At 39.6% G+C, this 25232-nt stretch carries 25 protein-coding genes; 6 read left to right on the plus strand and 19 right to left on the minus strand.

Features of this window, described 5'->3' with window-relative positions; translation table 11 throughout:
* Positions 1–57: 57 nt before the first annotated feature.
* Positions 58–636 (minus strand): DUF502 domain-containing protein, encoded by a 579-nt coding sequence (locus A33Q_RS01660; protein ID WP_009034106.1) that lies wholly within the window; start codon positions 634–636, stop codon positions 58–60.
* A 180-nt stretch (positions 637–816) separates the two neighbouring features.
* Here A33Q_RS01660 and A33Q_RS01665 point away from each other — a divergent pair, with 180 nt between their 5' ends.
* Positions 817–1743 (plus strand): hypothetical protein, encoded by a 927-nt coding sequence (locus A33Q_RS01665; protein WP_009034107.1) that lies wholly within the window; start codon positions 817–819, stop codon positions 1741–1743.
* Between the two features lie 56 nt (positions 1744–1799).
* Here A33Q_RS01665 and nqrE read toward each other — a convergent pair whose 3' ends face one another.
* The 7 genes from nqrE to cmk form a co-directional block, all read right to left on the minus strand.
* Complete coding sequence (nqrE, locus tag A33Q_RS01670) at positions 1800–2411, minus strand: NADH:ubiquinone reductase (Na(+)-transporting) subunit E (protein WP_009034108.1); 612 nt, start codon at positions 2409–2411, stop codon at positions 1800–1802.
* 13 nt (positions 2412–2424) lie between these two features.
* Complete coding sequence (locus tag A33Q_RS01675) at positions 2425–3108, minus strand: NADH:ubiquinone reductase (Na(+)-transporting) subunit D (protein WP_009034109.1); 684 nt, start codon at positions 3106–3108, stop codon at positions 2425–2427.
* A 28-nt stretch (positions 3109–3136) separates the two neighbouring features.
* Positions 3137–3913: an NADH:ubiquinone reductase (Na(+)-transporting) subunit C gene (gene nqrC / locus A33Q_RS01680; protein WP_009034110.1), complete on the minus strand. Its 777-nt coding sequence runs from the start codon at positions 3911–3913 to the stop codon at positions 3137–3139.
* Positions 3900–5114 (minus strand): NADH:ubiquinone reductase (Na(+)-transporting) subunit B, encoded by a 1215-nt coding sequence (locus tag A33Q_RS01685; RefSeq protein WP_009034111.1) that lies wholly within the window; start codon positions 5112–5114, stop codon positions 3900–3902. Before A33Q_RS01685 ends, nqrC begins: the two co-directional genes overlap by 14 nt.
* Before the next feature lie 5 nt (positions 5115–5119).
* Complete coding sequence (locus A33Q_RS01690; RefSeq protein WP_009034112.1) at positions 5120–6484, minus strand: Na(+)-translocating NADH-quinone reductase subunit A; 1365 nt, start codon at positions 6482–6484, stop codon at positions 5120–5122.
* A gap of 131 nt (positions 6485–6615) precedes the next feature.
* The gene (locus A33Q_RS01695) at positions 6616–7518 is read right to left on the minus strand and encodes a 4-hydroxy-3-methylbut-2-enyl diphosphate reductase (RefSeq protein ID WP_009034113.1); all 903 of its coding nucleotides are present in this window, start codon (positions 7516–7518) and stop codon (positions 6616–6618) included.
* A 1-nt stretch (position 7519) separates the two neighbouring features.
* Positions 7520–8209, minus strand: a complete 690-nt coding sequence (cmk, locus tag A33Q_RS01700; protein ID WP_009034114.1) for a (d)CMP kinase — start codon at positions 8207–8209, stop codon at positions 7520–7522.
* Between the two features lie 151 nt (positions 8210–8360).
* Between cmk and ade the strand changes: the two genes are divergently transcribed.
* Positions 8361–9995, plus strand: a complete 1635-nt coding sequence (ade, locus tag A33Q_RS01705) for an adenine deaminase (protein WP_009034115.1) — start codon at positions 8361–8363, stop codon at positions 9993–9995.
* A 236-nt stretch (positions 9996–10231) separates the two neighbouring features.
* On the plus strand, positions 10232–11371 hold the full coding sequence (locus tag A33Q_RS01710; RefSeq protein WP_009034116.1) for an acyl-CoA dehydrogenase family protein: 1140 nt from the start codon (positions 10232–10234) through the stop codon (positions 11369–11371).
* A 162-nt stretch (positions 11372–11533) separates the two neighbouring features.
* Here the strand turns inward: A33Q_RS01710 and A33Q_RS01715 are convergent, their stop codons facing one another.
* The 5 genes from A33Q_RS01715 to A33Q_RS01735 form a co-directional block, all read right to left on the minus strand.
* Positions 11534–11938 carry a DUF4143 domain-containing protein gene (locus A33Q_RS01715; RefSeq protein WP_235062764.1) on the minus strand — a complete coding sequence of 135 codons (405 nt, stop codon included), beginning with the start codon at positions 11936–11938 and terminating at the stop codon, positions 11534–11536.
* Entirely contained in the window at positions 11881–12189 is a 309-nt protein-coding gene (locus A33Q_RS01720) for a deoxynucleoside kinase (RefSeq protein WP_016254502.1), read from the minus strand. Before A33Q_RS01720 ends, A33Q_RS01715 begins: the two co-directional genes overlap by 58 nt.
* A 466-nt stretch (positions 12190–12655) precedes the next feature.
* Positions 12656–13402: an MIP/aquaporin family protein gene (locus A33Q_RS01725; RefSeq protein ID WP_009034117.1), complete on the minus strand. Its 747-nt coding sequence runs from the start codon at positions 13400–13402 to the stop codon at positions 12656–12658.
* Positions 13402–14892 carry a glycerol kinase GlpK gene (gene glpK, locus A33Q_RS01730; protein ID WP_009034118.1) on the minus strand — a complete coding sequence of 497 codons (1491 nt, stop codon included), beginning with the start codon at positions 14890–14892 and terminating at the stop codon, positions 13402–13404. The genes A33Q_RS01725 and glpK overlap by 1 nt, the downstream gene beginning before the upstream one ends.
* Positions 14893–15014: 122 nt before the next feature.
* Positions 15015–16577 carry a glycerol-3-phosphate dehydrogenase/oxidase gene (locus tag A33Q_RS01735; protein WP_009034119.1) on the minus strand — a complete coding sequence of 521 codons (1563 nt, stop codon included), beginning with the start codon at positions 16575–16577 and terminating at the stop codon, positions 15015–15017.
* Positions 16578–16701: 124 nt separating this feature from the next.
* Between A33Q_RS01735 and A33Q_RS01740 the strand changes: the two genes are divergently transcribed.
* The gene (locus tag A33Q_RS01740) at positions 16702–17463 is read left to right on the plus strand and encodes a DeoR/GlpR family DNA-binding transcription regulator (protein ID WP_009034120.1); all 762 of its coding nucleotides are present in this window, start codon (positions 16702–16704) and stop codon (positions 17461–17463) included.
* Between the two features lie 88 nt (positions 17464–17551).
* Here the strand turns inward: A33Q_RS01740 and A33Q_RS01745 are convergent, their stop codons facing one another.
* Positions 17552–18058: a histidine phosphatase family protein gene (locus A33Q_RS01745; protein WP_009034121.1), complete on the minus strand. Its 507-nt coding sequence runs from the start codon at positions 18056–18058 to the stop codon at positions 17552–17554.
* A 69-nt stretch (positions 18059–18127) separates the two neighbouring features.
* Positions 18128–18862, minus strand: coding sequence for an RluA family pseudouridine synthase (locus A33Q_RS01750; protein ID WP_009034122.1), 735 nt, complete (start codon positions 18860–18862; stop codon positions 18128–18130).
* Between the two features lie 158 nt (positions 18863–19020).
* On the opposite strand from A33Q_RS01750, the gene A33Q_RS01755 reads away from it, so the two are divergent.
* Entirely contained in the window at positions 19021–19938 is a 918-nt protein-coding gene (locus A33Q_RS01755; RefSeq protein WP_009034123.1) for a YihY/virulence factor BrkB family protein, read from the plus strand.
* Positions 19939–19945: 7 nt separating this feature from the next.
* Here A33Q_RS01755 and A33Q_RS01760 read toward each other — a convergent pair whose 3' ends face one another.
* Together A33Q_RS01760 and A33Q_RS01765 are read right to left on the minus strand one after the other, a co-directional pair.
* On the minus strand, positions 19946–21526 hold the full coding sequence (locus A33Q_RS01760; RefSeq protein ID WP_009034124.1) for a peptide chain release factor 3: 1581 nt from the start codon (positions 21524–21526) through the stop codon (positions 19946–19948).
* Positions 21527–21606: 80 nt separating this feature from the next.
* Complete coding sequence (locus A33Q_RS01765) at positions 21607–22836, minus strand: sensor histidine kinase (RefSeq protein ID WP_009034125.1); 1230 nt, start codon at positions 22834–22836, stop codon at positions 21607–21609.
* 141 nt (positions 22837–22977) lie between these two features.
* On the opposite strand from A33Q_RS01765, the gene A33Q_RS01770 reads away from it, so the two are divergent.
* Complete coding sequence (locus tag A33Q_RS01770; RefSeq protein WP_040489700.1) at positions 22978–23448, plus strand: Dps family protein; 471 nt, start codon at positions 22978–22980, stop codon at positions 23446–23448.
* A 56-nt stretch (positions 23449–23504) separates the two neighbouring features.
* Here the strand turns inward: A33Q_RS01770 and lipA are convergent, their stop codons facing one another.
* Positions 23505–24383 carry a lipoyl synthase gene (gene lipA, locus A33Q_RS01775; protein WP_009034127.1) on the minus strand — a complete coding sequence of 293 codons (879 nt, stop codon included), beginning with the start codon at positions 24381–24383 and terminating at the stop codon, positions 23505–23507.
* A gap of 62 nt (positions 24384–24445) precedes the next feature.
* Positions 24446–25174: a Rossmann-fold NAD(P)-binding domain-containing protein gene (locus tag A33Q_RS01780; protein WP_009034128.1), complete on the minus strand. Its 729-nt coding sequence runs from the start codon at positions 25172–25174 to the stop codon at positions 24446–24448.
* Between the last annotated feature and the right edge of the window lie 58 nt (positions 25175–25232).

The raw sequence follows: 25232 nt of genomic DNA on the forward strand, positions 1-25232 counted from the left end.
ATGGCAAACAAGACAATTCTGTCCACAGGCATGATATAGCAATAGGTTACATTTTATTTACTCCTTCAAATCACTGGAATTACTCCCTATTTTAGAAACTCCACCTGAAACGATAAATTTCATCACATCAGCACTTTTCACACCCTCCAAAACCCTCACATTCTCTTTGGGTACCAAATATAGATTCCCGGAAAAATTATAACTGTGTGGGAAATAAATGGCAACCAAGCCATTTTCCCCTAGGATACTCAGGTTGTCTTGAGTAATAAATCCCAATCTGAACATATTATTGGATAGTTTTACAACAACTGGCGTATTGAATTTTTTCTTGTCGCCTACAAAAGCAGACATCAAATCCCTGATACTGGTGTAAAGGATATTGACCAAAGGAAGCTTGAACATCCATCTTTCGAAGATGTCAAACAATGGCCTTGTGACGAAAATACTGGCTAAAAAACCCATGAAGGTGATAAAACTGAACATAATAAGGATTCCTAAACCTGGTATCGGAATAGGGATAATCCCATCAAGAAACCTAAGAATCAATATAATAACATAAATCGTCAAGGCTACCGGAACTACAAAAAGCAACCCCCTCAAAAAGTAGGTGACAAATCTTTTGGTGGTAAAAGACATATTTTTTCCCATATTTTTTAATTTGTATTACAATAGATTTGCCAATTATCTGAATTTGAAAAATCCAATTGGCAAATTTTTGGAATTTCTGCTCTATACATCCGCAAGAGCAATCGGCACAATATTTACTTTATCAGATACTATCCAATGATTAACTTAACCTAAATATAAGCATAAGATATGGCTAATTACCTAAGGTTTTTCCCTGTCTCCTTTTTCATTTTTATTTTAATTGTCTCTTGCAAGACAGTCAGATCCATTGAATCTCCTATTCAAAATCTTGGAGAAGCTTGCTACAAATACATTTTAGACTTTGAGCCTATATCCACAAAAGAAAGCCTTCATTTGGATCATTTTTCCGAAAGAGCTACTGAGAAATTTTCTAAAAACTCCCTGTTTTTTATCAGGGTTTTAGGACTCACTGATCAAGTTGAAAAAGTTTTGGACCAAGATTCTGACAATGAAATTGAACAATTCAAAAACATTCAACATGCCATCAATAAAATAACATTGGTTGAGCTGGAAGTGAAAGCTTTTTCTTCCGCCTTAAGGTGCGAGGAGGATAAAATAGAACAACTTGCCTGGCACTTAGAATCAATCGAAAATTCAGGTAAAAATACTAAAACAGTTACAGGTATTATTTTGGACGCCTCCGCAAACATAGCCGGTGCCGCAATCATTCTTTTTTGGGCTCAGGGTAATACCACCAGACAACTCATAGGCATAGGTGCCTCACTGACTCAGATCTACCTGAATGTTTGGGGTAGGTCAATCACCTACACAGTTGAAATTGACCATGAGGTCAATATATTGGAAGAATTCTCAAAAAATCAAGATTGGTGCGAATCAATTCCTGACAATATCTGGGCTTATGTGAACTATGTAAAGCAGAATGATGATGAGAAAAATATCCGCGAACAATTGATGGATTCTTGGGCAGAGACTATCATAGAAGAAAACAAAGATCTGTTTTTCTCAAAAGGTGGTTCATACAATTCAGTCCAATTAAGAGGAAGAGCATCTATGCTTGAGCAGCTCGCGTCACTTACTGAAGGTATGCTTCAAGATCTTCTCATTCTCAGGAAGGAAATACAGTCTATAAACTAAAAAAGACCTTAGGAATTTCCTTAAGGTCTTTTCTAGCTTATATCTTAATGTTTTTTTTATAAGTCGATACCCATAAAAGACATAAATGCAATTCCCATCAATCCGGTAATAAGCATTGTAATACCAAGACCTTTCAATCCATTGGGTACATTTGAATATTTTAATTTCTCTCTGATTGCAGCCAAAGCTATAATAGCCAAAAAGAAACCAAAACCTGAACCAAAGCCATAAACTGCAGCTTCAGCCAAAGTATAGTCTCTGGTAGCCATAAATAGAGATCCACCTAAGATAGCACAGTTTACAGCAATCAATGGAAGGAAAATCCCTAGGGCACCATAAAGTGCAGGAGCAAATTTTTCGACCACCATCTCAACTAACTGTACCATCGCAGCAATAATAGCAATGAACATGATGAATCTAAGAAATGACAAGTCAATCGTTGCAAATGACTCTCCTAACCAAGTCAATGCTCCCTCTTTCAATACAAATTCGTTCAAAAGCCAATTGGTAGGAACTGTAACTGTCAGTACGAAAATTACAGCAGCCCCTAAACCTAAAGCTGTGCTTACTTTTTTGGATACAGCCAAGAATGAACACATTCCCAGGAAGTATGCAAAAACCATGTTGTCAATGAAAATTGATCGTATAGCGAGATTAAATAATTCCATAGCTCAGTAGATATTAATGTTCAACATAACCTGTTTTGGTACGTTGTACCCAAATAATTAGACCCAAAATGATAAAGGCACCAACAGGGGATACCATCAGGCCATTTGTTGCTAGGCTAAATTCCTCTCCAAATAAACCGGAGATGGTTTCATATACTGGTACTCCAAAGACTGATCCTGAGCCTAACAATTCTCTGAAGAATGCTACTGCCAAAATAATCCAAGAATAACCTAATGCCGAGCCAAATCCATCAAGAATCGAGTCATATGGCTTATTTCCTAAAGCAAACGCTTCAAGCCTACCCATTACAATACAATTGGTGATAATCAGACCAATGAAGACTGACAATTCCTTGTACATGTCAAAAGCAAAAGCCTTCAATATCTCATTTACCAAAGTTACTAAAGTAGCAACTACTGCAAGTTGTACAATAATCCTAACCCTTGATGGAATCGTATTTCTTAGGAGTGAAATGGTAAGGTTTGCCATTACCATAACAAAAATTACAGATATTGCCATTACCAAAGTCGGCTGCATTTGTGTAGTTACCGCCAAAGCCGAACATATCCCAAGTACCTGGATGGTAATGGGGTTGTCATCGATCAGCGGATCTGTAATAAACTTCTTTCTTCTTTTCGACAAAAGTGCCTCAGAGGGCTGCTTCACGTCTGTCGTTTGTGCGGTTTCAGTGCTCATTATATCATGTTTTTCGAAACGTTCAAAATCAATTTACTGAAGCAACCTCAGAGTTATTGGTTGACTTCTTGCTTTTAAGATACTCTTTATAATGACTAAGATAGTTTTTAAGCATATCATTTACGCCATTGGCTGTGATTGTAGCACCTGAAAGACCATCTACCTTGTGAGGATCCCCAGAGTAATCTTTTCCTTCTCCTTTTTGCATGACCACAGAGACCAACTCTCCAGAACCATCAAATATTTGTTTGCCTTCGAATCTTGCTTGTACACTGTTTGCAGTGATTCTTGCACCCAGGCCTGGAGTTTCAGCAGCATGACCGAAAGTTACACCTTCTATGGTTGTAACATCTGTTTGGAGTGCAACATACCCCCAGATACTATCCCATAGGCCTGATCCATACACAGGTAAAATAATAGACTCTATCTCGTCCTCATTACCCTCTGTGTGGAAGATAAATACCGGGTATTGTCTATTTTCCGGTGATCTTTTAAAGTTCTTTCCTATGTCAACATTCTCAGCTATGATGGAATTGCCATCACTGTCTTTTTCAATTTCTTCACCATTGATATCAACGACCTTAGAAGAAATTCTTTTATCATAAAATTCCAAAACCTCTTCAGAAGACATTTTCGAAATAGTCTCGGCGTCCAATACGGCTCCCAAAATTTGCTTTTTAGTATCCAGTTCAACAGCTTTCTTCTGGATTGGTGCCAGAACCTGAGAAGTACCTGATAGCAGCAATCCCAAAACAACTGTTAGGATTACTGAAAATGTGATGATATATGCGTTAGACTGTTGCACGTTGTAACCTCCTTTTCTTATTTGCTTTTACTACATAGTGATCTATCAGTGGTGCGAACACATTCATAAATAGAACGGCTAGCATGATACCTTCAGGATATGCAGGGTTAGTTACTCTGATAATCACTGTAAGTATACCGATCATTAATCCATAAATCCACTTGCCTGCTTCTGTCTGAGCGGCTGACACTGGGTCGGTAGCCATAAAGACGATTCCAAATGCCAAACCACCAATTACCCAGTGGTATTCAGGAGGCATTGCCATATATTCATTTATTGCGAAAAGATTCATTACTGCAGCCATGAGGTAAGCTCCTGCAAACCCACTAACAATGATCTTCCAGCTTGCTACACCTGTACCTATCAAAATAGCTGCACCGACCAGAGCCATGAGGGTTGAAGTTTCTCCAATTGAACCTGGTATCCAGCCCACAAATAAATTCATGAAATCAAACATTCCTGATTGCAATTCTGAATTATGACCTGATAAGGCAGATTTGACTGTTTCTCCTTCAAGGCCTGCATTGTAGGCAACTGCTAATGCAGTAGCTCCTGAAAAACCATCTACAGGTGTTTTATCCCCCAAATAGGTCCAAACCTGATCTCCTGAAATCTGCATTGGGTATGCGAAATACAAGAATGCTCTTGCTGTCATGGCCACGTTCAGAATATTCATACCTGTACCGCCAAAAACTTCTTTTGCAATTACAACTGCAAATATGGTGGCTAAAGCAACTTGCCAAAGCGGCAATGTAGCAGGAACCACCAATGGAATTAGCATACCTGTTACCAAGAATCCTTCATTGATTGGGTGTTTTCTGACAACTGCAAACCCAGCCTCTACAAGACCACCAGCAGCATATGCTACAATTACTATCGGTAATACCAACTCCAAACCCAATAGCATTTTAGGCCCAAAGTCTTCCCACAAACCTGCAGTCTGACCTGTGGCCAGAAAATGCTGATGTCCGGTATTGTAAATACCGAAAAGCAAACAAGGGATCATGGCTATTACCACCGTGATCATCATCCTTTTCAGGTCAATTGCATCCTTCACCTGAGCACCTTTTATTCCATTGGTATGATTTGGAGAAAACAAAAATGTCTCTCCCGCCTCATAGAGGTAATAAAGATTCTCTAACTTTCCGCCCTTTTGAAAAAGCGGTTTCTGTTTGTCCAACAGCTCTCTTAGAAACTTCATATTAATTAACTGTATTGAATTAAATCTATACCTTTTCTAACAATTTCCTGAACAGGGTGTTTGGAAACGTCTACAAATTCGCATAGCGCCAAATCCTCTTCTATTATTTCATATATTCCAAGTTCTTCCATTTCATCAAAGTCCTCTGCCATTATGGCTTTGAGTAAATAAACCGGAAGAATATCCATCGGCGTTACACTTTCAAAAACACCTGTTTGAACGAATGCCCTTTCTTCTCCTCTCGCATTGGTATCCAATACATATTCTTTTTTAGGATTGAGGAAGGAAAGTAAACCTAGGGCACGGTGGTAGCTGAGTTTCTCAGTAGTAGGCTTCATCCAGCCTAAAAACTCATAATAATCACCCTCTGGAAGTACTGTTATCTGTTGGGCATAGTAACCCAAGTATCCATCCCTGTTGATTTTTTCTCCGGTAAGTACATTTCCGGAAACAACTCTTACATGGTCTTGGCTTAAATTACCTTCTATCATAGTATCTACACAGGCACCTATCATGGTTTTAGTGTAAACAGCTTTTTTCACTTCAGATCCAGTAACTGCTATTACTTTGGAAGCATCATATCTGCCTTCCAGAAATAATTTACCGATTTGAGCTACTCCAAATGGACTAATGGTCCAAGCAATCTCTCCTTTATTGATTGGGTCTATGTGGTGGATTTGGACACCGACATTACCAGCTGGATGAGGACCTGAAAATTTATTCAGTTCCACTCCTTCAGCCTTCGCAAAAACAGATGGGACATCTGCATCCCCATTGACATTGAGGTGAATTTTGCCTGAAGTCAATTTGGATAAAATCTGAACTCCAGCCTGAAAATTTTTATCTTCACCTTGAAGTGCAAAACCTAAATCCGGAGCTAAAGGATGGGTGTCAAAACCAGAAATAAAAATAGCTTTTGGACTATCTTCCGGGTTGGCGACAATTCCAAAAGGTCTTTGGATCAGTTGAGGCCAAACACCACCTTGGGTCATCTGCTTGATGACATCTTCTTTGGAGATTGATTTTAAAGAAGATTCAGTGTGTTTCTGAAATTCTTCATAGCTAATATTTTTATCAGCGAGGATTTTGATCTCAAGCAATTTCCTTTTTTCTCCTCTTTTTACTTCCACGATCTCACCGGATACCGGCGCAACGTACTGCACCTGATCCAAGGCTTTATCAAACAAAAGTGGAGTCCCGGCTTTTACGGTATCGCCTTCATTCACAGTTACTTTTGGCCTTTGCATACCGATAAAATCAGTAGGTTTTATCGCAAAAGTCTTAGCCGGACTGAAGTTTTCAAGCTGCTTTTCAGCTTTTCCTGCGAGCTTAATATCGAATCCCTTCTTAAGCTTTACTGTTTTTGACATATGATTTTTGAACTATATGGTCTTTTGAAAAACGCCTCAAATCTAATAAAATAGATCAGTTATTAGAAGATAATTTTGGTAATATTTACGAAACTTGAAGGCTGGGTAAAGGTTTTCTTTCCCTCTTAAATTTAGTTATCCTGAATAAGCACTCCTTCTTCCAGTGAATGAATATGATGCATTACACGCTCCATCAGCCACATAGGTGTAGATGTAGCTCCACATATTCCTACGCTATCAGCATGCATTAGCCAGCGGGGATCTATCTCAGTTTCATTCTCCACAAAATAACTTCTCTCATTGACTCCTTTACATACCTGATGCAAAGCCTTTCCATTTGAGCTTTTTCTCCCGGAAACAAATATGATGACATCATTTTCTGAAGCAAATCTAGCTAGCTGCGGCTCCCTATTGGAAACCTGTCTGCAGATGGAATCATTGGCATTAAAATCAACCTCGTTCAGCTCCCCTTTGGCTTGCCTGATTTTCTCTTCAATTTTTGCTTTCAGTTCATAGAAACCCTTGGTGCTTTTAGTGGTCTGGCTAAAAAGTGTAACGGGCTTTGAAAAATCTATTTTTTCGAGGTCTTTATCCTCCATCACCACTATAGCCTTTTCCAGAGTCTGTCCGGTTAATCCTATAACTTCTGCATGTCCTTTTTTACCATAAATTACAATCTGGCCTTGCTCCCTTTCCATTTTATCGAAAGCAGTTTTAACTCTATGCTGCAGCTTCAAAACCACAGGACAGGAAGCATCAATCAACTCAATGTTGTTTTCAATGGCTGTCCTGTAAGTCTCAGGCGGTTCTCCATGGGCACGGATCAAAACCTTGCAATTGCTCAACTCTTGCAATTGGTCTCTGTCAATAACGACCAGGCCTTTATTACTGAGTCTTTTGACCTCCATGTCATTGTGGACAATATCCCCTAAGCAATACAGCTTATCGGAAACTTCCATCTCATCCTCTGCCATTTTGATGGCAAACTCGACACCAAAACAATAACCTGAATTTTTATCAATGGTAACTTGCATATCAATCTTGTTTTACTGCAATCCTATCATTAGCCAAAGCTACAATCTGATTTACTTGCTCTTCAAACTGTAAGTGACTCGTATCCACCTCCACGGCGTCCGAAGCTTTGACCAAAGGACTTTCTTTCCTGCCAGAATCAATTTTATCCCTTTCAGCCAAATTGGAGAGTATTTTCTCCAAGGCTATTTCTGCACCTTTTTCCTGCAATTCTTTCTGCCTCCTCTTGGCACGTATTTCCAGGTCTGCAGTCATGAATACTTTAAGTTCTGCTTCTGGAAAAACAACAGTACCTATGTCTCTTCCATCCATGACCACTCCTTTGCTTTTCCCTAATTTTTGCTGTTGGGAGACCAATTCTGTCCTGACTTCTTTGATTTTACTTACTTCACTAACGTAATCTGAGACCCTCATGGTTCGGATTTCTTCTTCTACATTTACCCCGTTGAGATAGGTCTCCTGTTCCTTCGTTTCAGGATTGATCATAAAGGTAATATTCAAACCGGCCAGGTATTGTTTAACCTGTTCTGGTTTATCGATTGCAACTTGATGATTCAAAAAATGTAATGTTGCAGCCCTGTACATGGCCCCGGAATCAATATATGTATATCCCAATTCCTTGGCCACAGATTTTGCCGTGGAGCTTTTGCCACATCCTGAATACCCGTCTATCGCAATTACAATTTTATGCATTGAATAAAAGTAACCCTCGCTTTAATTTCAGGCGCAAATATAGTAGTTTTAAATCTAAATCCTTTCTGAATTACATGTAATGCAGGGTAATGATGAGGATTATCAGAATATTTGTTGATAATTGAAAACCAAGCCTTTAATTTTAGATTCTATGAAATCATTCCGTCTTTCAGGACAATTTGTTGATATTGAAAAAAGGGAAATATACCCTGTTGAAATAGAAGTAGTTGACCACAAAATCGCCTCCATACAAAAACTTCAAAAACCTGCTGACCTCCCCTTTCTTCTTCCGGGATTTATTGACTCGCATGTACACGTGGAATCTTCTATGTTGGTCCCCTCAGAATTTGCCCGTATGGCTGTTTGCCATGGTACAGTAGCGACAGTATCTGACCCGCACGAGATCGCAAATGTCTGTGGCATGGAGGGGGTAGATTATATGATAGATAACGGAAGAAAAGTACCGTTCAAATTTTATTTTGGAGCCCCGTCCTGTGTTCCTGCTACACCTTTTGAGACTGCAGGAGCTGAAATAACTGCATTGGATATCAATTCCCTTCTGGAAAGAGAAGAAATCGTTTACTTGGCTGAAATGATGAATTGGCCGGGAACGGTCAACAGGGACCCATTGGTCATGGAGAAAATTGCTTTGGCAAAGAAATATGGCAAACCGGTGGATGGACATGCCCCTGGGCTAAAAGGAGAGCTTGCTAAAAAATATGCCTCAGCAGGAATCAGTACTGACCACGAATGCTTCACTTATGAAGAGGCTTTGGATAAAGCCAAGCTGGGAATGAAAATTGCCATACGCGAAGGAAGTGCCGCTAAAAACTTTGAAGCATTGATTGATATCATCGATGTATTTCCGGAGCTGGTCATGTTTTGTTCAGATGACAAGCATCCTGACAGCCTACTCGTGGGACATATTAATGAAATTGTTGCCAGGGCCGTTGCAAAAGGAAAGGACCTTTTTGATGTTCTTCAAGCAGCTTGTCTTACTCCTATCAAACACTATCAGCTGAATGTAGGAAGACTCCGTCTGGGAGATCCTGCAGACTTTATTCTTGTAGAAGATCTCAGAGAATTTAAAGTCAAAGCAACATTCATCAATGGACAAAAAGTAGCTGAAAATGGAACCAGTCTGATTCCCAGGGTTCAGAACGAAATTATTAACAACTTTAAGATCAAAGCCAAGTCACCGGAAGATTTCAAGCTGAAGGCAAATGGGAATAAGATACGAGTCATCGAGGCACTGGATGGCCAATTGATCACTCCTTCTGTGAATGGGGAAATAATTGTTCAGAATGGATTTGCTGATTCAAACCTGAAAGATGATATTCTGAAAATCACAGTTGTAAACAGGTATGAAGATTCCCCACCTGCTGTAGCTTTCATTAAAAACTTCACACTCAAAAAAGGTGCTATTGCTTCTTCAGTAGGTCACGACTCACACAATATTATCGCCGTAGGTGTCGATGATGAATCTATTTGCAAAGCAGTAAATTTAATTATCCGTGAAAAAGGCGGGGTTTCAGCTGTCGACGGTGAAAAAGAAATGGTACTGCCCCTACCAGTAGCTGGAATCATGTCACCCGACGAAGGCCAAAAAGTAGCCGCTTCATACACGGAAATCGACCAGATGTCAAGAGCTTTGGGCTCCAGCCTCAAATCCCCATTCATGACCTTGAGTTTTATGGCTCTCTTAGTAATCCCTGACCTCAAGTTGAGTGACAAAGGACTGTTCGACGGATCAGGCTTCAAGTTTGTAGATGTATTTTTGACCTAATAATATTTTGAAAAATTATTTTCCCTTTTTTTAATCAAAATTTTCTTAAAGCGTTCTTTTAAGACAAGCACCTTTCCTTCTTTGTTGAAGGAGGTGTATTTGTTGTTTCTTTTATAAAAAAACAAATTACTGAAAGAGAGGAATTTATTGTCTATTTCCCAAACCCTAGGCATACACAGGAAGTTTGTATATTTAGGAAAGATTAAACCCAAATTAACTTAAATATTATTAATATGATGAATTTTGAGCTCAACGAAAATCAACAAATGATCGCACAGATGATCAGAGATTTTGGAGCAAAGGAAATTACTCCTTTCAGAAATGAGTGGGATGACAAACAGCATTTTCCTTTAGAACTTTTTAAAAAACTTGGAGAATTAGGACTTATGGGTGTTTTAGTCCCTTCTGAATATGGCGGTTCAGGCTTTGGATACTTCGAATATGTGACCGCCATTGCTGAGCTTTCTAAATTAGATCCTTCCATTGGCCTTTCTATGGCAGCCCACAATTCCTTGTGTACTGGACATATTATGATGTTTGGCAATGAAGAGCAGAAGAAAAAATATTTACCCAAATTGGCGACGTGTGAATTTTTGGGAGCATGGGGGCTTACTGAGCCCAATACTGGTTCGGATGCAGGCAATATGAGAACTGTGGCCGTCAAAGACGGAGACCACTATGTCATCAACGGTGCAAAAAATTTTATCACCCATGGAGTATCAGGTGATGTAGCTGTTGTGATTGCAAGGACTGGAGAAGTGGGAGACTCTCATGGCATGACCGCCTTTGTGGTGGAAAGGGGCACTTCCGGATTCAAAGGTGGAAGGAAAGAAGACAAATTGGGGATGCGTGCATCGGAAACTGCCGAAATGATTTTTGAAGACTGCAGGGTACATGAAAGCCAGGTTCTTGGTGAGGTCGGAGAAGGATTTATCCAATCGATGAAAATCCTGGATGGTGGAAGAATTTCCATCGCTGCATTGTCCTTGGGAATTGCCGAAGGAGCACTGGAAGAGTCTATCAAATACTCCAAAGAAAGAGAGCAATTCAACCAGCCAATCAGCAAGTTCCAGGCTATTTCATTTAAGTTGGCAGATATGGCCACACAGGTTGAGGCAGCCAGGTTACTGACTTTCAAAGCTGCTGACTTGAAAAACAGAGGGGAGAAAGTGACTTTGGCAGGGGCTAAAGCCAAGTATTTCGCTTCAGAAGTTTCCGTAAGTGTATCCAATGAGGCCGTACAGATTTTCGGGGGATATGGCTTTACCAAAGATTACCCTGTAGAGAAATATTACAGAGACGCCAAGCTTTGCACTATCGGAGAAGGAACATCTGAAATTCAGAAGCTGGTGATTTCCAGGGAGATTTTGAGGTAGTCAAAGGACAACTGTCAACTAAAAATGGATTTCAAATGACCTCTCTTAAATTTTGATGACTCCCTTTATTTTCATGGATTCACTTAGTAATTTTGATAGTTGATCATATTCTTGAATCATGTGTCAAGCTCTTCCAAAGTTTGAAACTTTGGAAGAGCTTTTTTATTCCAAGTTTTTCCAGTTTCTGATTTGAATACCTTCTCTTTCTTGATAGAGTTCTCCGGCATAGATCAACTTCAATGTTGTATCAGGTGCCAATTTTTTGATATATTTCAGTCCTTTCAAGAAATCTAAGTGGTAGGTCTCTGAGGACTTGATTTCATAAGCGATCAGTTTACTGTTTTTTTCTTGAATAATGTCTACCACGTTCTGATGGTTATCACGCCAATAATAGACGTTCGGTTTTTGCCCTTGATTAAGTTCATTTTTTAATATTTCGGTTAAAATCAAATTCTCAAAGACAGCACCTCTGGCAAAATGTATTTTCAAGTCATCTTCATTTTTTATACCTAATAGACCACACAAAACACCTGTATCGTAAAAGTAAACTTTGGGAGTCTTGAGTATCCTTTTGTTAAAGCTCTTAAAATAGCTCGGTAAATCACACCATTTTGGTAAGTGTTCAGAAAGCCTAAAGGATCACTTTTAGCATAATTTCGTTCCTGTGGAAGTTCTAAGTTTACATATTGATAATTTGGCTTTAGCATTTTAGCCAAGGTAGTTTTACCTGATTGTATTGGTCCATTTATTGCCAGAAATGGAAATTTGTCTATTAAGTTTTTAGCCTTTTCAAGAAGATTTCTTTCAAAAGTTTTCATTTGTAAAATTTAGGAATTGAATTCCTAAATTTTACAGCTTTGTTCGTTTATTTCAAAAATATTCTTTAAACCAAGAATGATCATAAATTTTACCTCCTCAATAAATTTCGGCACCTCTCCTGTCCTAACATAGGTATAATGAACAGGCTCTTTTTAGTAAATTAGAAAAATTTGCTCTCAGTTTTGCCAAAAAAAACAGTACCCATATCCTCAAAAAGAAACACTTTTACGGATAAAAATTTACCACTCTCCGGAAAAGGTGAAATATTTCATGTCTGGAAATTTGATCACTAAAATGATAACTTGAGTTTTTTAAATCAAAAATTATTTGAATGATCTATTTGTAAAATTTCAGGAAAGTTAAAAAAAGTAAACACTGATAGCACTGGTCTAGCGGGTTGGCAAGGATAAAATTCAGCGTTTTTTAGCTAAATCCAGATTCAGGACAGGTTCATTGTACCATACCTCAAACCATCCCCCCAGCACCCAAAAGCAAATAAATCCCTGCAGCCAAAGCAGCTCCCAAAATCGGTCCCAGTATAGGAACCCAACTGTAAGCCCAGTCACTTGTCCCTTTACCTTTGATAGGCAAGATTTGATGCATGATTCTAGGCCCTAAATCCCTTGCGGGATTAATGGCATAACCTGTAGTCCCTCCAAGAGAAAGACCGATTACCCAAACCAAAAAAGCAACGGGAAGTGCTCCCAATGATCCAAGTCCAATTGGAGTATCCGCTCCATCCTGGATTATAGGCTCTGTAGAATATAGAATCACAATGATCAATACAGAAGTGCCTATTATTTCCGAAAAAAGGTTTGACGGTAGGTTTCGAATAGCAGGAGCTGTTCCAAAAGGAGCAAACTTCATTTCCGGATCATCAGTAACATCAAAATGGTCTTTGTAAACCAACCAAGCTATACCAGATCCAAACATCGCTCCCAGTACTTGTGCCAGCACATATTTTGGCACCATAGCCCAAGCAAAATCCCCGGCAATGGCCAAACCCACACTTACCGCAGGATTGAGATGAGCTCCACTATATGGCCCCGCCACCACTACACCTATAAATACACCCAAAGCCCAAGCTGTTGTAATCACCATCCAACCGCCGTTATTACCTTTGGTTTGGTTTAAAACTACGTTGGCAACCACTCCAGAACCTGTTGCCAAAAGCAAGGAGGTACCAACAAACTCTGCTACAAATACATCCATTATTCTACCCAGTTTTTAGAGCGTTCAACTGCTTTATGCCAAAAATGCAAAAGTTTTTCAACTTTAGCTGATTCATTGTTAGGTTCAAATACTTTATCAGATTCCCAAAGCTCCTTGAGCTCAGACTCACCTTCCCAGTACCCAACTGCCAGACCAGCCAAAAATGCTGCTCCAAGCGCTGTAGTCTCAATGATCTTTGGCCTTTTGATAGCACAACCCAAAATATCTGATTGAAATTGCATCAAAAAATTATTAGCAGTGGCACCTCCATCCACACGCAGTTCTTTGGTAGCCTCGCCGCTATCTTTTTCCATGGCATTGAGCACATCATAGACCTGATAGGCAATTGCTTCCAAAGCCGCCCTGGTCATATGGGCTATTGTAGTCCCTCTAGTAAGTCCAAAAAATGCACCCCTTGCATTTTGATCCCAATGCGGCGCTCCCAAGCCTGATAAGGCAGGGACAAAATACACTCCATCGTTATCTTCTAAGCTTACAGCCAAGTCCTCACTTTCTTTTGCATGACCAAAAAATTCTATCCCGTCCCTAAGCCACTGAATCGCAGCACCTCCAATAAATACTGACCCCTCTAAGGCATAATTGATTTTGCCATTGACTTTCCATGCTATAGTGGTCAAAAGTTTATTTTCAGAAGAAACCGGTTTTTCACCGGTATTCATCACCAAAAAACAGCCCGTTCCATAAGTTGTTTTTGCCATGCCAGATTGCGTACATTGCTGGCCAAATAACGCTGCCTGCTGATCTCCTGCAACTCCTGCAATGGGTATCTTATGGGACAATACATCTCCAGCCGTTTCTCCAATCACCTCAGAACTTTCCTTGACCTCAGGAAGCAAACTTTCCGGAATTTCGAAAAGCTCCAATAATTCCTTATCCCATTTACCTTCATGGATATTAAAAATCATGGTACGGCTAGCATTGCTGAAATCCGTGGCGTGGGTTTTACCCCCAGTCAACTTCCAGATTAGCCAAGTATCTATTGTCCCAAAGGCCAACTCGCCCCTTTCCGCTCTATCTCTTGCTCCCTCCACATTATCCAAGACCCACTTGATCTTAGTTGCTGAAAAGTAAGCATCCAAAATCAATCCTGTTTTTTGGGCAATCATTTCAGCCTTGCCACTTTCTTTCAATTCATCACAATATGCCGCAGTCCTTCGGTCTTGCCACACAATGGCATTGTACAGTGGCTTTCCTGTTTTTCTATCCCAAACTATTGTAGTCTCTCTCTGATTGGTAATCCCAATAGCAGCTATCTGGTTGGCTTTGATACCTTCATTGGTTAGAGATTCGATCATCACGGCTGATTGGCTGGCCCATATATCTTGGGGATCATGTTCTACCCATCCTGATTTCGGGAAGTGCTGCTTGAAATCTTTTTGGGCAACTGAAACAATCTGCCCTTTCTTGTCGAAAACTATTGCTCTTGAAGAGGTGGTACCTTGGTCAAGAGAAAGGATATATTGGGACATCAAAATTGGGGTTTATGGTTAATTCTTTACAAAGAAATGCTATAGAAATATATCTCAACCTTATTTCGGCGAAGCCATATTTCATTTTTTTTCAATCCTATTTCAACATAGGTTTTCTACAATTACTTTAAAATATATTTATTCGCCAACTTTTCGAAATCTGCAAGCTCAGATTTTACCCAACTCTCATCCTTCCCAAGTTCTGAAGCCATCAATTCAGCGACCAAGGGGGCCATTTTTAAAGCCGCTTTAGAGTCAAGTAAAAGGATTCTCAGTCTTCTGCTCAATACATCTTCTACTTTGACTGCCATTTCATTCCGGACACTCCATACCACCTCTGCCTTGGTGTAAGGATATTTTTCGTGAAGTTTTTCCCCAAGTTCCTGATTAGTTTCTATTAGTTTTTGAATTTCCATGAAGTTTTCTCCATAGCCTTTCCAGTGCCCTTCTTTTGGAGTATCTGTAAATCCATTGTATTTGATGTTCGAAGACCTACTTTCAACAGATTTTTCACCCGTCACTTTGTAAAAATATTCGACGGTATCTTCTCCCATTTTTCTGAAAGTTGTCCATTTCCCTCCTGTGATAGAAACCAAATTACTCTCTGACACGGTTACTTTATGAGATCGGGAAATCTCTTTTGTCTTAGTGCTGCCTTCTTTTGGAGCGGCCAATGGCCTCAAGCCTGCGAAAACAGACAAAACATCACTCTTTTGGGGCGCTTTAGTCAGGTAATTTTGGGCTGTTTCCAGGATAAATTCTACCTCATTAGCCAACGCTTCAGGCTCCAATTTAGCTTTTTCTCTCAATGTGTCTGTAGTACCGACCACAAGCTTGCCATGCCAAGGCACTGCGAATAAAACTCTCCCATCAGATGTCTTAGGAATCATTAAGGCATCTTTCCCACCCAAGAAACTCTGATCCAACACCAAATGTATCCCCTGACTAGGTTGAATACTCTTCGGGGCCTCTGGCTTATCCATTTTAAGGATTTTATCCGCAAAGACACCCGTGGCATTTACCACCATTTTGGAACGGATCTCATATTTCTGCTTGGTGACAACGTCTTGCACTTGAATACCGGAAGTTTTATCCGAATCATCTTTGATCAGCCCTTGAACTTTTACATAGTTAAGCATACAGCCTCCCATTTCATTACATGTCATCGCTATACTCAAAGCCAATCTTGCATCGTCAAACTGCCCATCATGGTAAACAACCCCACCTTTCAATCCTTCTCTTTTGACTTGGGGAAGCCTCTCAATAGTCTCCTTTTTGGAAATAAATCTGGACTTACCTAACCTTAAACGACCAGCCATCCAATCATATATTTTCAATCCAACACTGTACTGAATTCTATCAAAAAGGGTATAAATTGGGATAATAAACGGCTGATTATAGGTCAAGTGAGGCGCATTTTGGAGCAAACGCCCTCGTTCTCTCAAAGCCTCAAAAACAAGTGACACATCCCCCTGAGCTAAATACCTCACCCCTCCATGAACCAGCTTGGTACTCCTACTCGATGTCCCAGCGGCAAAATCAGCTTTCTCAATCAATACCACAGAAAGTCCTCGGGAAAGCGCATCCAAAGCCACTCCCAGACCGGAAGCCCCTCCTCCAATCACTGCAATATCCCAAACTTTGGACTTATCTTCTATTTTCTTTAAGTTTTTTTTCCTATCCATTTCAGCACTTATTTATACCAAAAGTAATAAAAAAAGAAACAAAAGAAAATTAAAAGAAATTTTTTAGGCTTATATCTTTCCTTTAGATGAGTTTTTCTCTTATTTTTATAAAAAGAAAACAAAAATGACCATAGCCGAAAGACATAAATACATCTTAGATGAGCTGAAAAGAAACGGTTTTGTAAGCGTGGCTGACCTAAGCAAAGATTTGGACGTCACCATGGTGACTATCAGGAAGGATCTGAAGATTTTGGAAGATAAAGGCCTTCTATATAGATCCCATGGCTCAGCCACACCGGCCTCACCTTATGTAAATGACCGATCGGTAAGCGAAAAAAAACTAGTCAGAGTAGAAGAGAAAATGAAAATCGCTCAGGCTGCTATCCAAATGGTGGAAGATGATGATGCCATTATTATCGGGTCAGGTACTACGGTGGTAGCTTTTGCTCAAGCTATACCCAAAAACAAAAAACTTACTGTTTTAACGGCTGCCATGAATGTTACACTAGCCCTGATTGATGCTAACGCCATTGAGATTGTTCAGCTGGGTGGAGTTGTCAGGAAAAGCAGTAGTTCCGTGGTAGGACATTATGCAGAAGAAATGCTTGAACAATTTGCATGCTCCAAGCTTTTTCTCAGTGCTGATGGAATAAGCCTGGACTATGGCCTCACTACTTCCCACATGATGGAAGCGCACCTCAATGCCCAAATGATGAAAGGAGTACAGAAAACAGTTGTTTTGGCCGATTCCAGTAAGTTTGGGAAAAAAGGCTTTGGCAAAATCTGTAATTTAGAAGATATCGACATCATCATCACTGACCTCGGCATCCCTGAACTTTACAAAGGAAGACTTGAGGAAATGGGAATAGCGGTACTGTTGGTTTAAACCTAAAGCTTACCTCTGCAATTCCATAAAAGTCACCAATAAGGTCTAAAAGCATTCAAAACACAAGCTTTGACAAGCTAACAAATTATCAGAAGTCTCTATACTCCTTTCTTTCCACACTGGAAGATCCATCTTCATTTAAAGTAATGACAAAAATAAAATTATACTCAATATCTTCCAGTTCAGGGTATTTTTCAGCTTGACCAACAAAATAATTCACCACATGATGGATGGTGTTACTATGACCGACTACCAGAATATTCCCTTTTCTTTGCTTCAGTTCCTTTACAAGGTCATCATGTCTGTCAGTATCATAGGCTTCTATCTGGGCCCCTGAGTGATTTGCTACGTGCCGGACTGTTGCAATAGTTCGGATAGTATTTGTACTAAAAATATGTGCGATTTGCTCTCCTTCAAGGATCTGTCCTAACTTTACCGCTCTCGCTGAACCCGCCACACTCAACTCAGGATCATCTCCTGTCAATTGCTTTTCAGCGTGGCGAACTACATAAACTGTCTTTGGTTCCTGCTTTGTTGAACAAGCAACAGCTCCTAAAACAAATAGTAAAAAGATAAATACAAATCGAAAATTCATAAAACTAGCTTATTTTAATTGAACTTAGTAATTAGAGTTTAAACACTTTAAAGGGATATAGATTAGCCATTACCCACTGAAAGTATTATCCAAATGTTGGTCTTTGGCTTTGACAGGTTCGAGTTCGAGGTATTGCTCCCAAAAAGGTTCTTCAGGTAGCGCTGCCCTCAAATACAATTTCTCTTTTTTTATTGGATGAACAAAAACCAGATAAAATGCATGTAGATTGATACTGGCATCTGTGTTTGGTTTATGAAAGCCATACTTGAGGTCACCCCTGATCGGACAACCCATTGATGCCAATTGCACCCTGATCTGATGGGGCCGTCCTGATATGGGTCTCACCTCTACCAGCCAATGGTCATTTAATTTGCCAAGTCTTTTATAATTTAATTCTGCTTTTTGAGATCCTGGCACTTCTTTTTCATGGGCTGACACCACATTCTTAACTTCGTCTTTCACCAACCAATGGGTCAATTTACCCATTTCTTCAGGAGTTCGTTTTTTTACTACAGCCCAGTAGACTTTATGTATATCTCTTTTTCGGAACAACTCCATCATCCTTTCTAAACCCTTTGAAGTTCTGGCAAACACAACCAAACCACTCACAGGCCTATCCAAACGATGTACAGGATGTAAAAAAACTGCTCCTGGCTTGTTATACTTTTCAGCAATATACTCTTTACAATAATCCGTAAGAGTTTTATCCTTTGTCTTATCTCCCTGTACCAGGATGCCTGCTGCCTTGTTGACCACTAGCAAGTGATTGTCTTCGTAGACTACAGAAAATGGTTTTGTTCTCATTGCTATTCCCTTATTTTGGTACAAAGATATTTTAATAATTCAGGTCAAGAGTCTGATATCTTAATTTTATGAGTAAATTATCGAGATTGCTTTTCAATTTCAAACTTATTTGAATAGGAAAGTAAAGACATATAATGAATCACTCAATTTGATTTTTAATGGATTTCAAAAAAACAGCCTCAGATACTGTTGCTATTCTTAAGAAAACTATCAGCTATATAGGACAGGACCAGCCTATTGTTTACAGTGCTGCAATTGCGTTTTTCACTATCTTCTCCTTACCCGCAATTCTTGTCGTGATTGTTTTGATAGGTATGATTTTTTTTGAAAGAGAGGAAATCAAGGATGAAATCACAGCTCAGGTTGAAAGGAACGTCGATGCCGAAGCCGCCGAACAAATCCGTGAAGTCATGGAAAATGTGCTCAACCTACCCGAAAACTTCATATACATTGCTTTGGCCATCATTGTGATCATCAAAAGTGCCACAATGATTTTTGGTATTCTTCAAAAAGCATTGAATTCCATTTGGAAAGTCAAGCTGAAAAAAGGAGTTGGATTCTGGAAAATTGCAAAGTACAGGACTATCCCCTTATTATTTGTGATTGGCCTTGGGTTTTTGCTGGTATTTACCCTTTTTGTAGATCTGATTCAATCATATATAACCAATGTAGCTGAAGGCATCCTTCCTGAGGCTTTGGAATCTTTTGTTTTCAGCCTTTCAAAATTCATTTTCAATTTCTCTATCGTTTTCCTCTTTTTCACAATCATCCACAAAACCCTTCCTGATGCGATAATCCAGTGGAAGGATGCAATAGCAGGTGGGATAGTTACTACGGTTTTGTTCTTGATTGGAACAAGAGTCATAAACCTGATTATCTCTAACCTGGACTTGGACAACTACTACTCTGCTGCAGGATCTTTGGTGATAATTTTACTCTGGATTTTTTACAGCTCAGTAATTCTTTTCCTTTGCGGAGAGATCACCAAGGCTTATGCCATTCAGAGAGGACACAAAATCCAACCCAAACCAATTGCAGTCCGATACTCTATGACCATAAATGAAGAAAATGAATGATTTCTTCTTAAAACTCGGAGGTAAAGTGGAAGTCAATTTCGGGGTAATTATCTTGGACCATTTGAAGCCATGATTTGGATTCAGCCATAAAAACCAATTTCCCATCCTTATCTTGGGCAATATGGCGGCTTTTTGAACGTACAAATTCATCAAGGGCCTTTTTATCCTTGCTGCTGATCCAGCACGCTTTATACAAATTCATGGGAGCAAATTCAACCGAAGCATTATACTCATTCTTCAATCTGAACTGAATAACTTCAAATTGAAGCTGACCGACTGTCCCCACGACTTTCCTGGCCCCCATTTCATAAGTAAAGTATTGAGCGACGCCCTCTTCCATAAGCTGCTTTAGCCCCTTTTCCAGTTGCTTGGTTTTCATAGCGTCTTTATTGATCACCTCTTTGAAGATTTCGGGGGAAAAAGAAGGTATCCCTTTAAAAGTCATGTCTTCACCTTCTGTCAGGGTATCTCCAATTTTCAGATTTCCTGTATCAAAAAGACCTACAATATCTCCGGGAAAAGCTTCATCTACCATTTCCCTGTCCTGCGCCATAAATTGGGTCACATTTGAGAACCTTAGAGGTTTCGGACCCCGTACATGGTTATAAGGCTTGTTCCTTTGAAATTTACCTGAACATATTCTCAAGAAGGCAATTCTGTTTCTGTGATTTGGATCCATATTGGCATGAATCTTAAAAATAAAACCTGAGAATTTAGGTTCCTCTGGCAAAACCTCTCTATCTTCAGTCAGCCTACTTTTTGGTGCAGGAGCTATTTTGATAAAGGTATCTAACATTTCATTGACTCCAAAATTATTGACAGCTGAGCCAAAAAACACAGGGGCCACCTTACCTTCAAGGTATTCTTTGGTATCAAAATCCGGGTATACTCCTTCAATAAGCTCTACATCCTCTCTCAATTGATCCGCAAATCTATCCCCTATAATCTCATCCAACTTGCTATCTTCCAGATTTTCAAACACCTCTCTAGCATCACTCAATTTCCTTTGACTGGGTGAAAATAGATTGAGTTTTCGGTCATACAAATTATATACACCTTTAAAGCTTTTTCCCATTCCGATCGGCCAGGAAAGCGGTCTGACCTGAATATTAAGCTTTTCTTCCACTTCATCCAGCAATTCATAGGGATCCCTGCCCTCCCTGTCCAGCTTGTTGATAAAACAGATCACTGGAGTATTCCTCATACGACAAACCTCCATAAGCTTCTCAGTCTGAATCTCAACCCCTTTGACACAGTCAATCACCATGATCACCGAATCCACAGCTGTAAGAGTTCTATAAGTGTCTTCAGCAAAGTCCTGGTGTCCAGGGGTATCCAGCAAGTTGATTTTTACACCTTGATATTCAAACCCCATCACAGAAGTAGCAACAGAAATACCCCTTTGCTTCTCTATTTCCATCCAGTCAGATTTGGTAGCTGTATCAATTTTATTGGATTTCACAGCTCCTGCAGTTTGGATTGCTCCTCCAAAAAGCAACAGCTTTTCTGTGAGAGTAGTCTTCCCTGCATCCGGGTGGGCAATGATGGCGAAGGTTCTTCTTTTCTGGATTTCTTTGGTCAAACTCATGTATTTCCCTTAATAATCAAATTTTAGCCTGCAAAGGTAAGTTTTTTAATTCAAAGCTTGGAAAGAATATCAGGCAGAAATCATTGATGCAAAAAATCTTCTCTTTTAAAGCCAGAAATCCCCTCTTTACTTCCATGAAGAACAATCCTAAATGTAGTACCTACTCCTACCTCCGAGCTTTTGACAAAAACCTTTCCTCTGTGATAGCCTTCAATGATTCTTTTGGCCAATGTCAGACCAAGACCCCAGCCTCTTTGCCTTGTTGTAAACCCTGGATTAAAAACTTTTTTGAAAAACCCTTTTTCCATTCCTTTGCCAGTGTCAGTAATATCTACAAAGACAAATTTTTCACTTTCTTTGATAATGTCTATAGATATTACGCCCTGCCCTTTCATCGCATCAACGGCATTTTTACAGATGTTCTCTATGACCCACTCAAAAAGCGACCTGTTCAGCATGGCCTCAATATCGTTGGAATAACCATTTACCTTCATCTCCACCTTTGAAGAAATCCTTGGCCTCAGATAACTGATTGCCTCATCCACTACAGAAAATACATTTTCGGACTGAATAGAAGGCGTACTTCCTATAGAACTGAATCTTTCTGTTACCATGCGTAACTTGACCACATCCTTGTCCATCTCCTGAATGACTTCCTTGTTCTCTTCCCAGACTGGGGAATTCCTGAGGTAATCTATCCAAGCCATAAGTGATGCAATAGGTGTACCCAGTTGGTGTGCTGTTTCCTTTGTCAAACCAGCCCAAACCCTATTCTGTTCAGCAACTTTAGACTGATTGAAAACCGCGTAAGCCAAAACACCAAAAACCAAAATCACAGAAAGCTGAACGTAAGGATAAAACCGAAGTGATGTGAGCAGGACAGAGTTTCGGTAATAGACTTTCGCTTCCTCAGTAATTATAGGATCATATGCTGCCATCATTGCTTCCAGTTCCCTTCGCAGCGTTCTTTCTTTGTCTTGCTCTGTTGCTTTGTTTTTGAATTTGATATTTCTATAGTCAATGATATTCTCTTCCGCGTCGATGACGATTACAGGGATAGAAGTATTTTGCTGTATGATTTCCTGATTGATAAAAGTTAGGTTATCTGCATTGATAGACGCGTACTCCAATGCTTTGGCCAATAATTCAATTTGTCTTTTCTCTCTTTCTTTCAGCTCTTCTACCAATAGATTCGTATAGTAAATAGAGCCAAAACTGATAATGACAGAACAAGTGAAAATCAACCACTTGATTTTATTCTTGTTTGTATATAAATCCAAAGTTGCAATATCCTGAAGCCTGTTCTTCATGAAGGGGGTGGGGGTTAGCAAATTACTCTTATAGACAACTCAATTTGGTCATAGATATTATCAATCTGACAAAATAACATTTCTTGAACTCAAGGCCTTATTTTTGCTCTTTAATCGATGAAAACCAAAAATATAAATATTATGAGCACAAACGATATTGGATTAAAAATAAAAGACAGCAAATTACTTGTTGAAAAGCTGAATAGCCTCTTGGCAAACTATGAGATTTATTATCAAAACCTTAGAAACTTTCACTGGAATGTAACAGGGCCTCAGTTCTTTGAGCTGCATGCAAAATTTGAAGAGCTATATAATGAAGCCAATCTTGGGATAGATGAAACGGCAGAAAGAATCCTGACACTAGGAGCCAGACCATTCTCTTCTTTTGATGAATATATCCATAATGCAGAAATCAAAGAAGCCAAGTTGGTAGAGGACGGAAAACAAATGGTGGAAATCATCAGAGATAACCTCAATACATTGCTTAAACTGGAAAGAGTGGCCTTGGAAACCGCTGCAGAGCAAGGAGATGAGGGAACCGTTGCTTTAATGAGCGAATACATCACTTCAAAAGAAAAAACAGTTTGGATGCTTTCTGCTTACCTCAAGTAAAAATTGATTGTAATAAAAAGTAAAGGCTGATATCAACAATATCAGCCTTTACTTTTTTAAACATTTACGTGTCTTTCCGCATGGTAGGAAGATCTTACCAGAGGGCCTGACTCTACATATTTCAAACCTCGCTTCAAGCCTTCCTCCCTGTAATGCGCAAATAGATCGGGGTGAATAAATTCAGCCACTTCAATGTGCATCTTAGTAGGTTGAAGGTATTGACCAAGTGTAAGGATATCACATCCATGTGCTACCAAATCATCCATTGCCTTGTAAACCTCCTCCTTCTTCTCTCCCAGTCCCAGCATAATTCCTGTTTTGGTTCTTTTACCATATTCTTTGGTCAATTTGATTTGCTCCAAAGACCTGTTGTATTTGGCCTGAGGCCTAACTCTCCTATACAATGACTCTACAGTTTCCACATTATGAGAGACCACTTCCTGACCACCACTTATCATTCTATAAAGCGCATCCCAATTGGACTTCACATCAGGAATAAGCGTTTCTATGGTAGTTGAGGGAGAGAGTTTTTTGGTTTCAACAACTGTCTGATACCAGATTTCAGCACCTCTGTCTTTGAGTTCATCTCTATTTACGGAAGTGAGCACGGCATGCTTAACTCCCATCAACTTGATAGCCTCGGCTACTCTTCTTGGTTCATCAGCATCATATTCGGGAGGCCTTCCCGTAGCTACTGCACAAAAAGAGCAGGATCTAGTGCACACATTACCCAAAATCATAAAGGTAGCAGTACCGGCACCCCAGCATTCACCCATATTAGGGCAATTCCCACTTTCACAAATGGTGTGTAGCTTGTGCTCATCAACCAGTTTTCTGACTTTGGCATATTCTTTCCCTACAGGCAACTTCACCCTCAACCAATCAGGTTTTTTCCTTTTGGTTGCCTCTTCGGATATTACAGGTAGTTCGATCATTCTTTTTCTGATTTTACAATGGCGAAATTACTCCCAAAGATTCAATTAACCCAATCGGGAGCTTATTTCCTGAACCCATAGAAGAAAGTAAAGTAAACAGACTGAAACAGCTGTCGGTTTTCTACAGTAGGCATCAGGGGAATTTCTCTTGTAAAACCCTCTAGTTGGTATCCTAGTTCCAGACCTGTCACATTAGATTTAAAAACGCCAAACTCAAAATTAACCGCAGCCTTTGCATTGGCTCCAATTGCTATATCTGAGCTGCCTATACCTTCAAAAATCCTCCCTGGCCCAAGAATATTTAATCTACTTTGATGGACTTCCGGATCAAATTGTTCGCGGACAGTTTCTACTCTATTGACTGAATATTCAATAAAATATGGGGCAATCAAACCAATTGATGGGCCTACCGCACCCAGCACAGAAACCTGCACACCCTGCTGTGGAGCCTTCTTGAAAAGCAGTAATTCCCTTCCATAATAAGGACGGATAGAATAGAGATAGTTTGATTTTCCGAAAATGTAAGAATTCCCCAAAACAGTATTATACCTCATCTCCTTTGGGTTTTTGACATTTGCCAAATCAAGCCCAAAAAACTGGAAATTGGTTTCATCTATGCGCATCCCATATTTAAATGAAAAACCTCCAATCAAACCCCCATTGGTGTTTTTATTGACACCAACAAGAATCTCAGTATCATATTCGTAATCTCCTGCATCCAATCTTTGTCCAATAACCATCTCCGTAAAGAGGAAAAAAAATATGGCTGCTATGTATTTAATACCCTTCATAAATGTGTCGCTTGGGAAATTAACGCTAATTTCGTTTCTAAGTTTATAGAACCAAAAA

Origin of the sequence: Indibacter alkaliphilus LW1, from assembly GCF_000295935.2 — a bacterium.
GTDB classification, from domain to species: domain Bacteria; phylum Bacteroidota; class Bacteroidia; order Cytophagales; family Cyclobacteriaceae; genus Indibacter; species Indibacter alkaliphilus.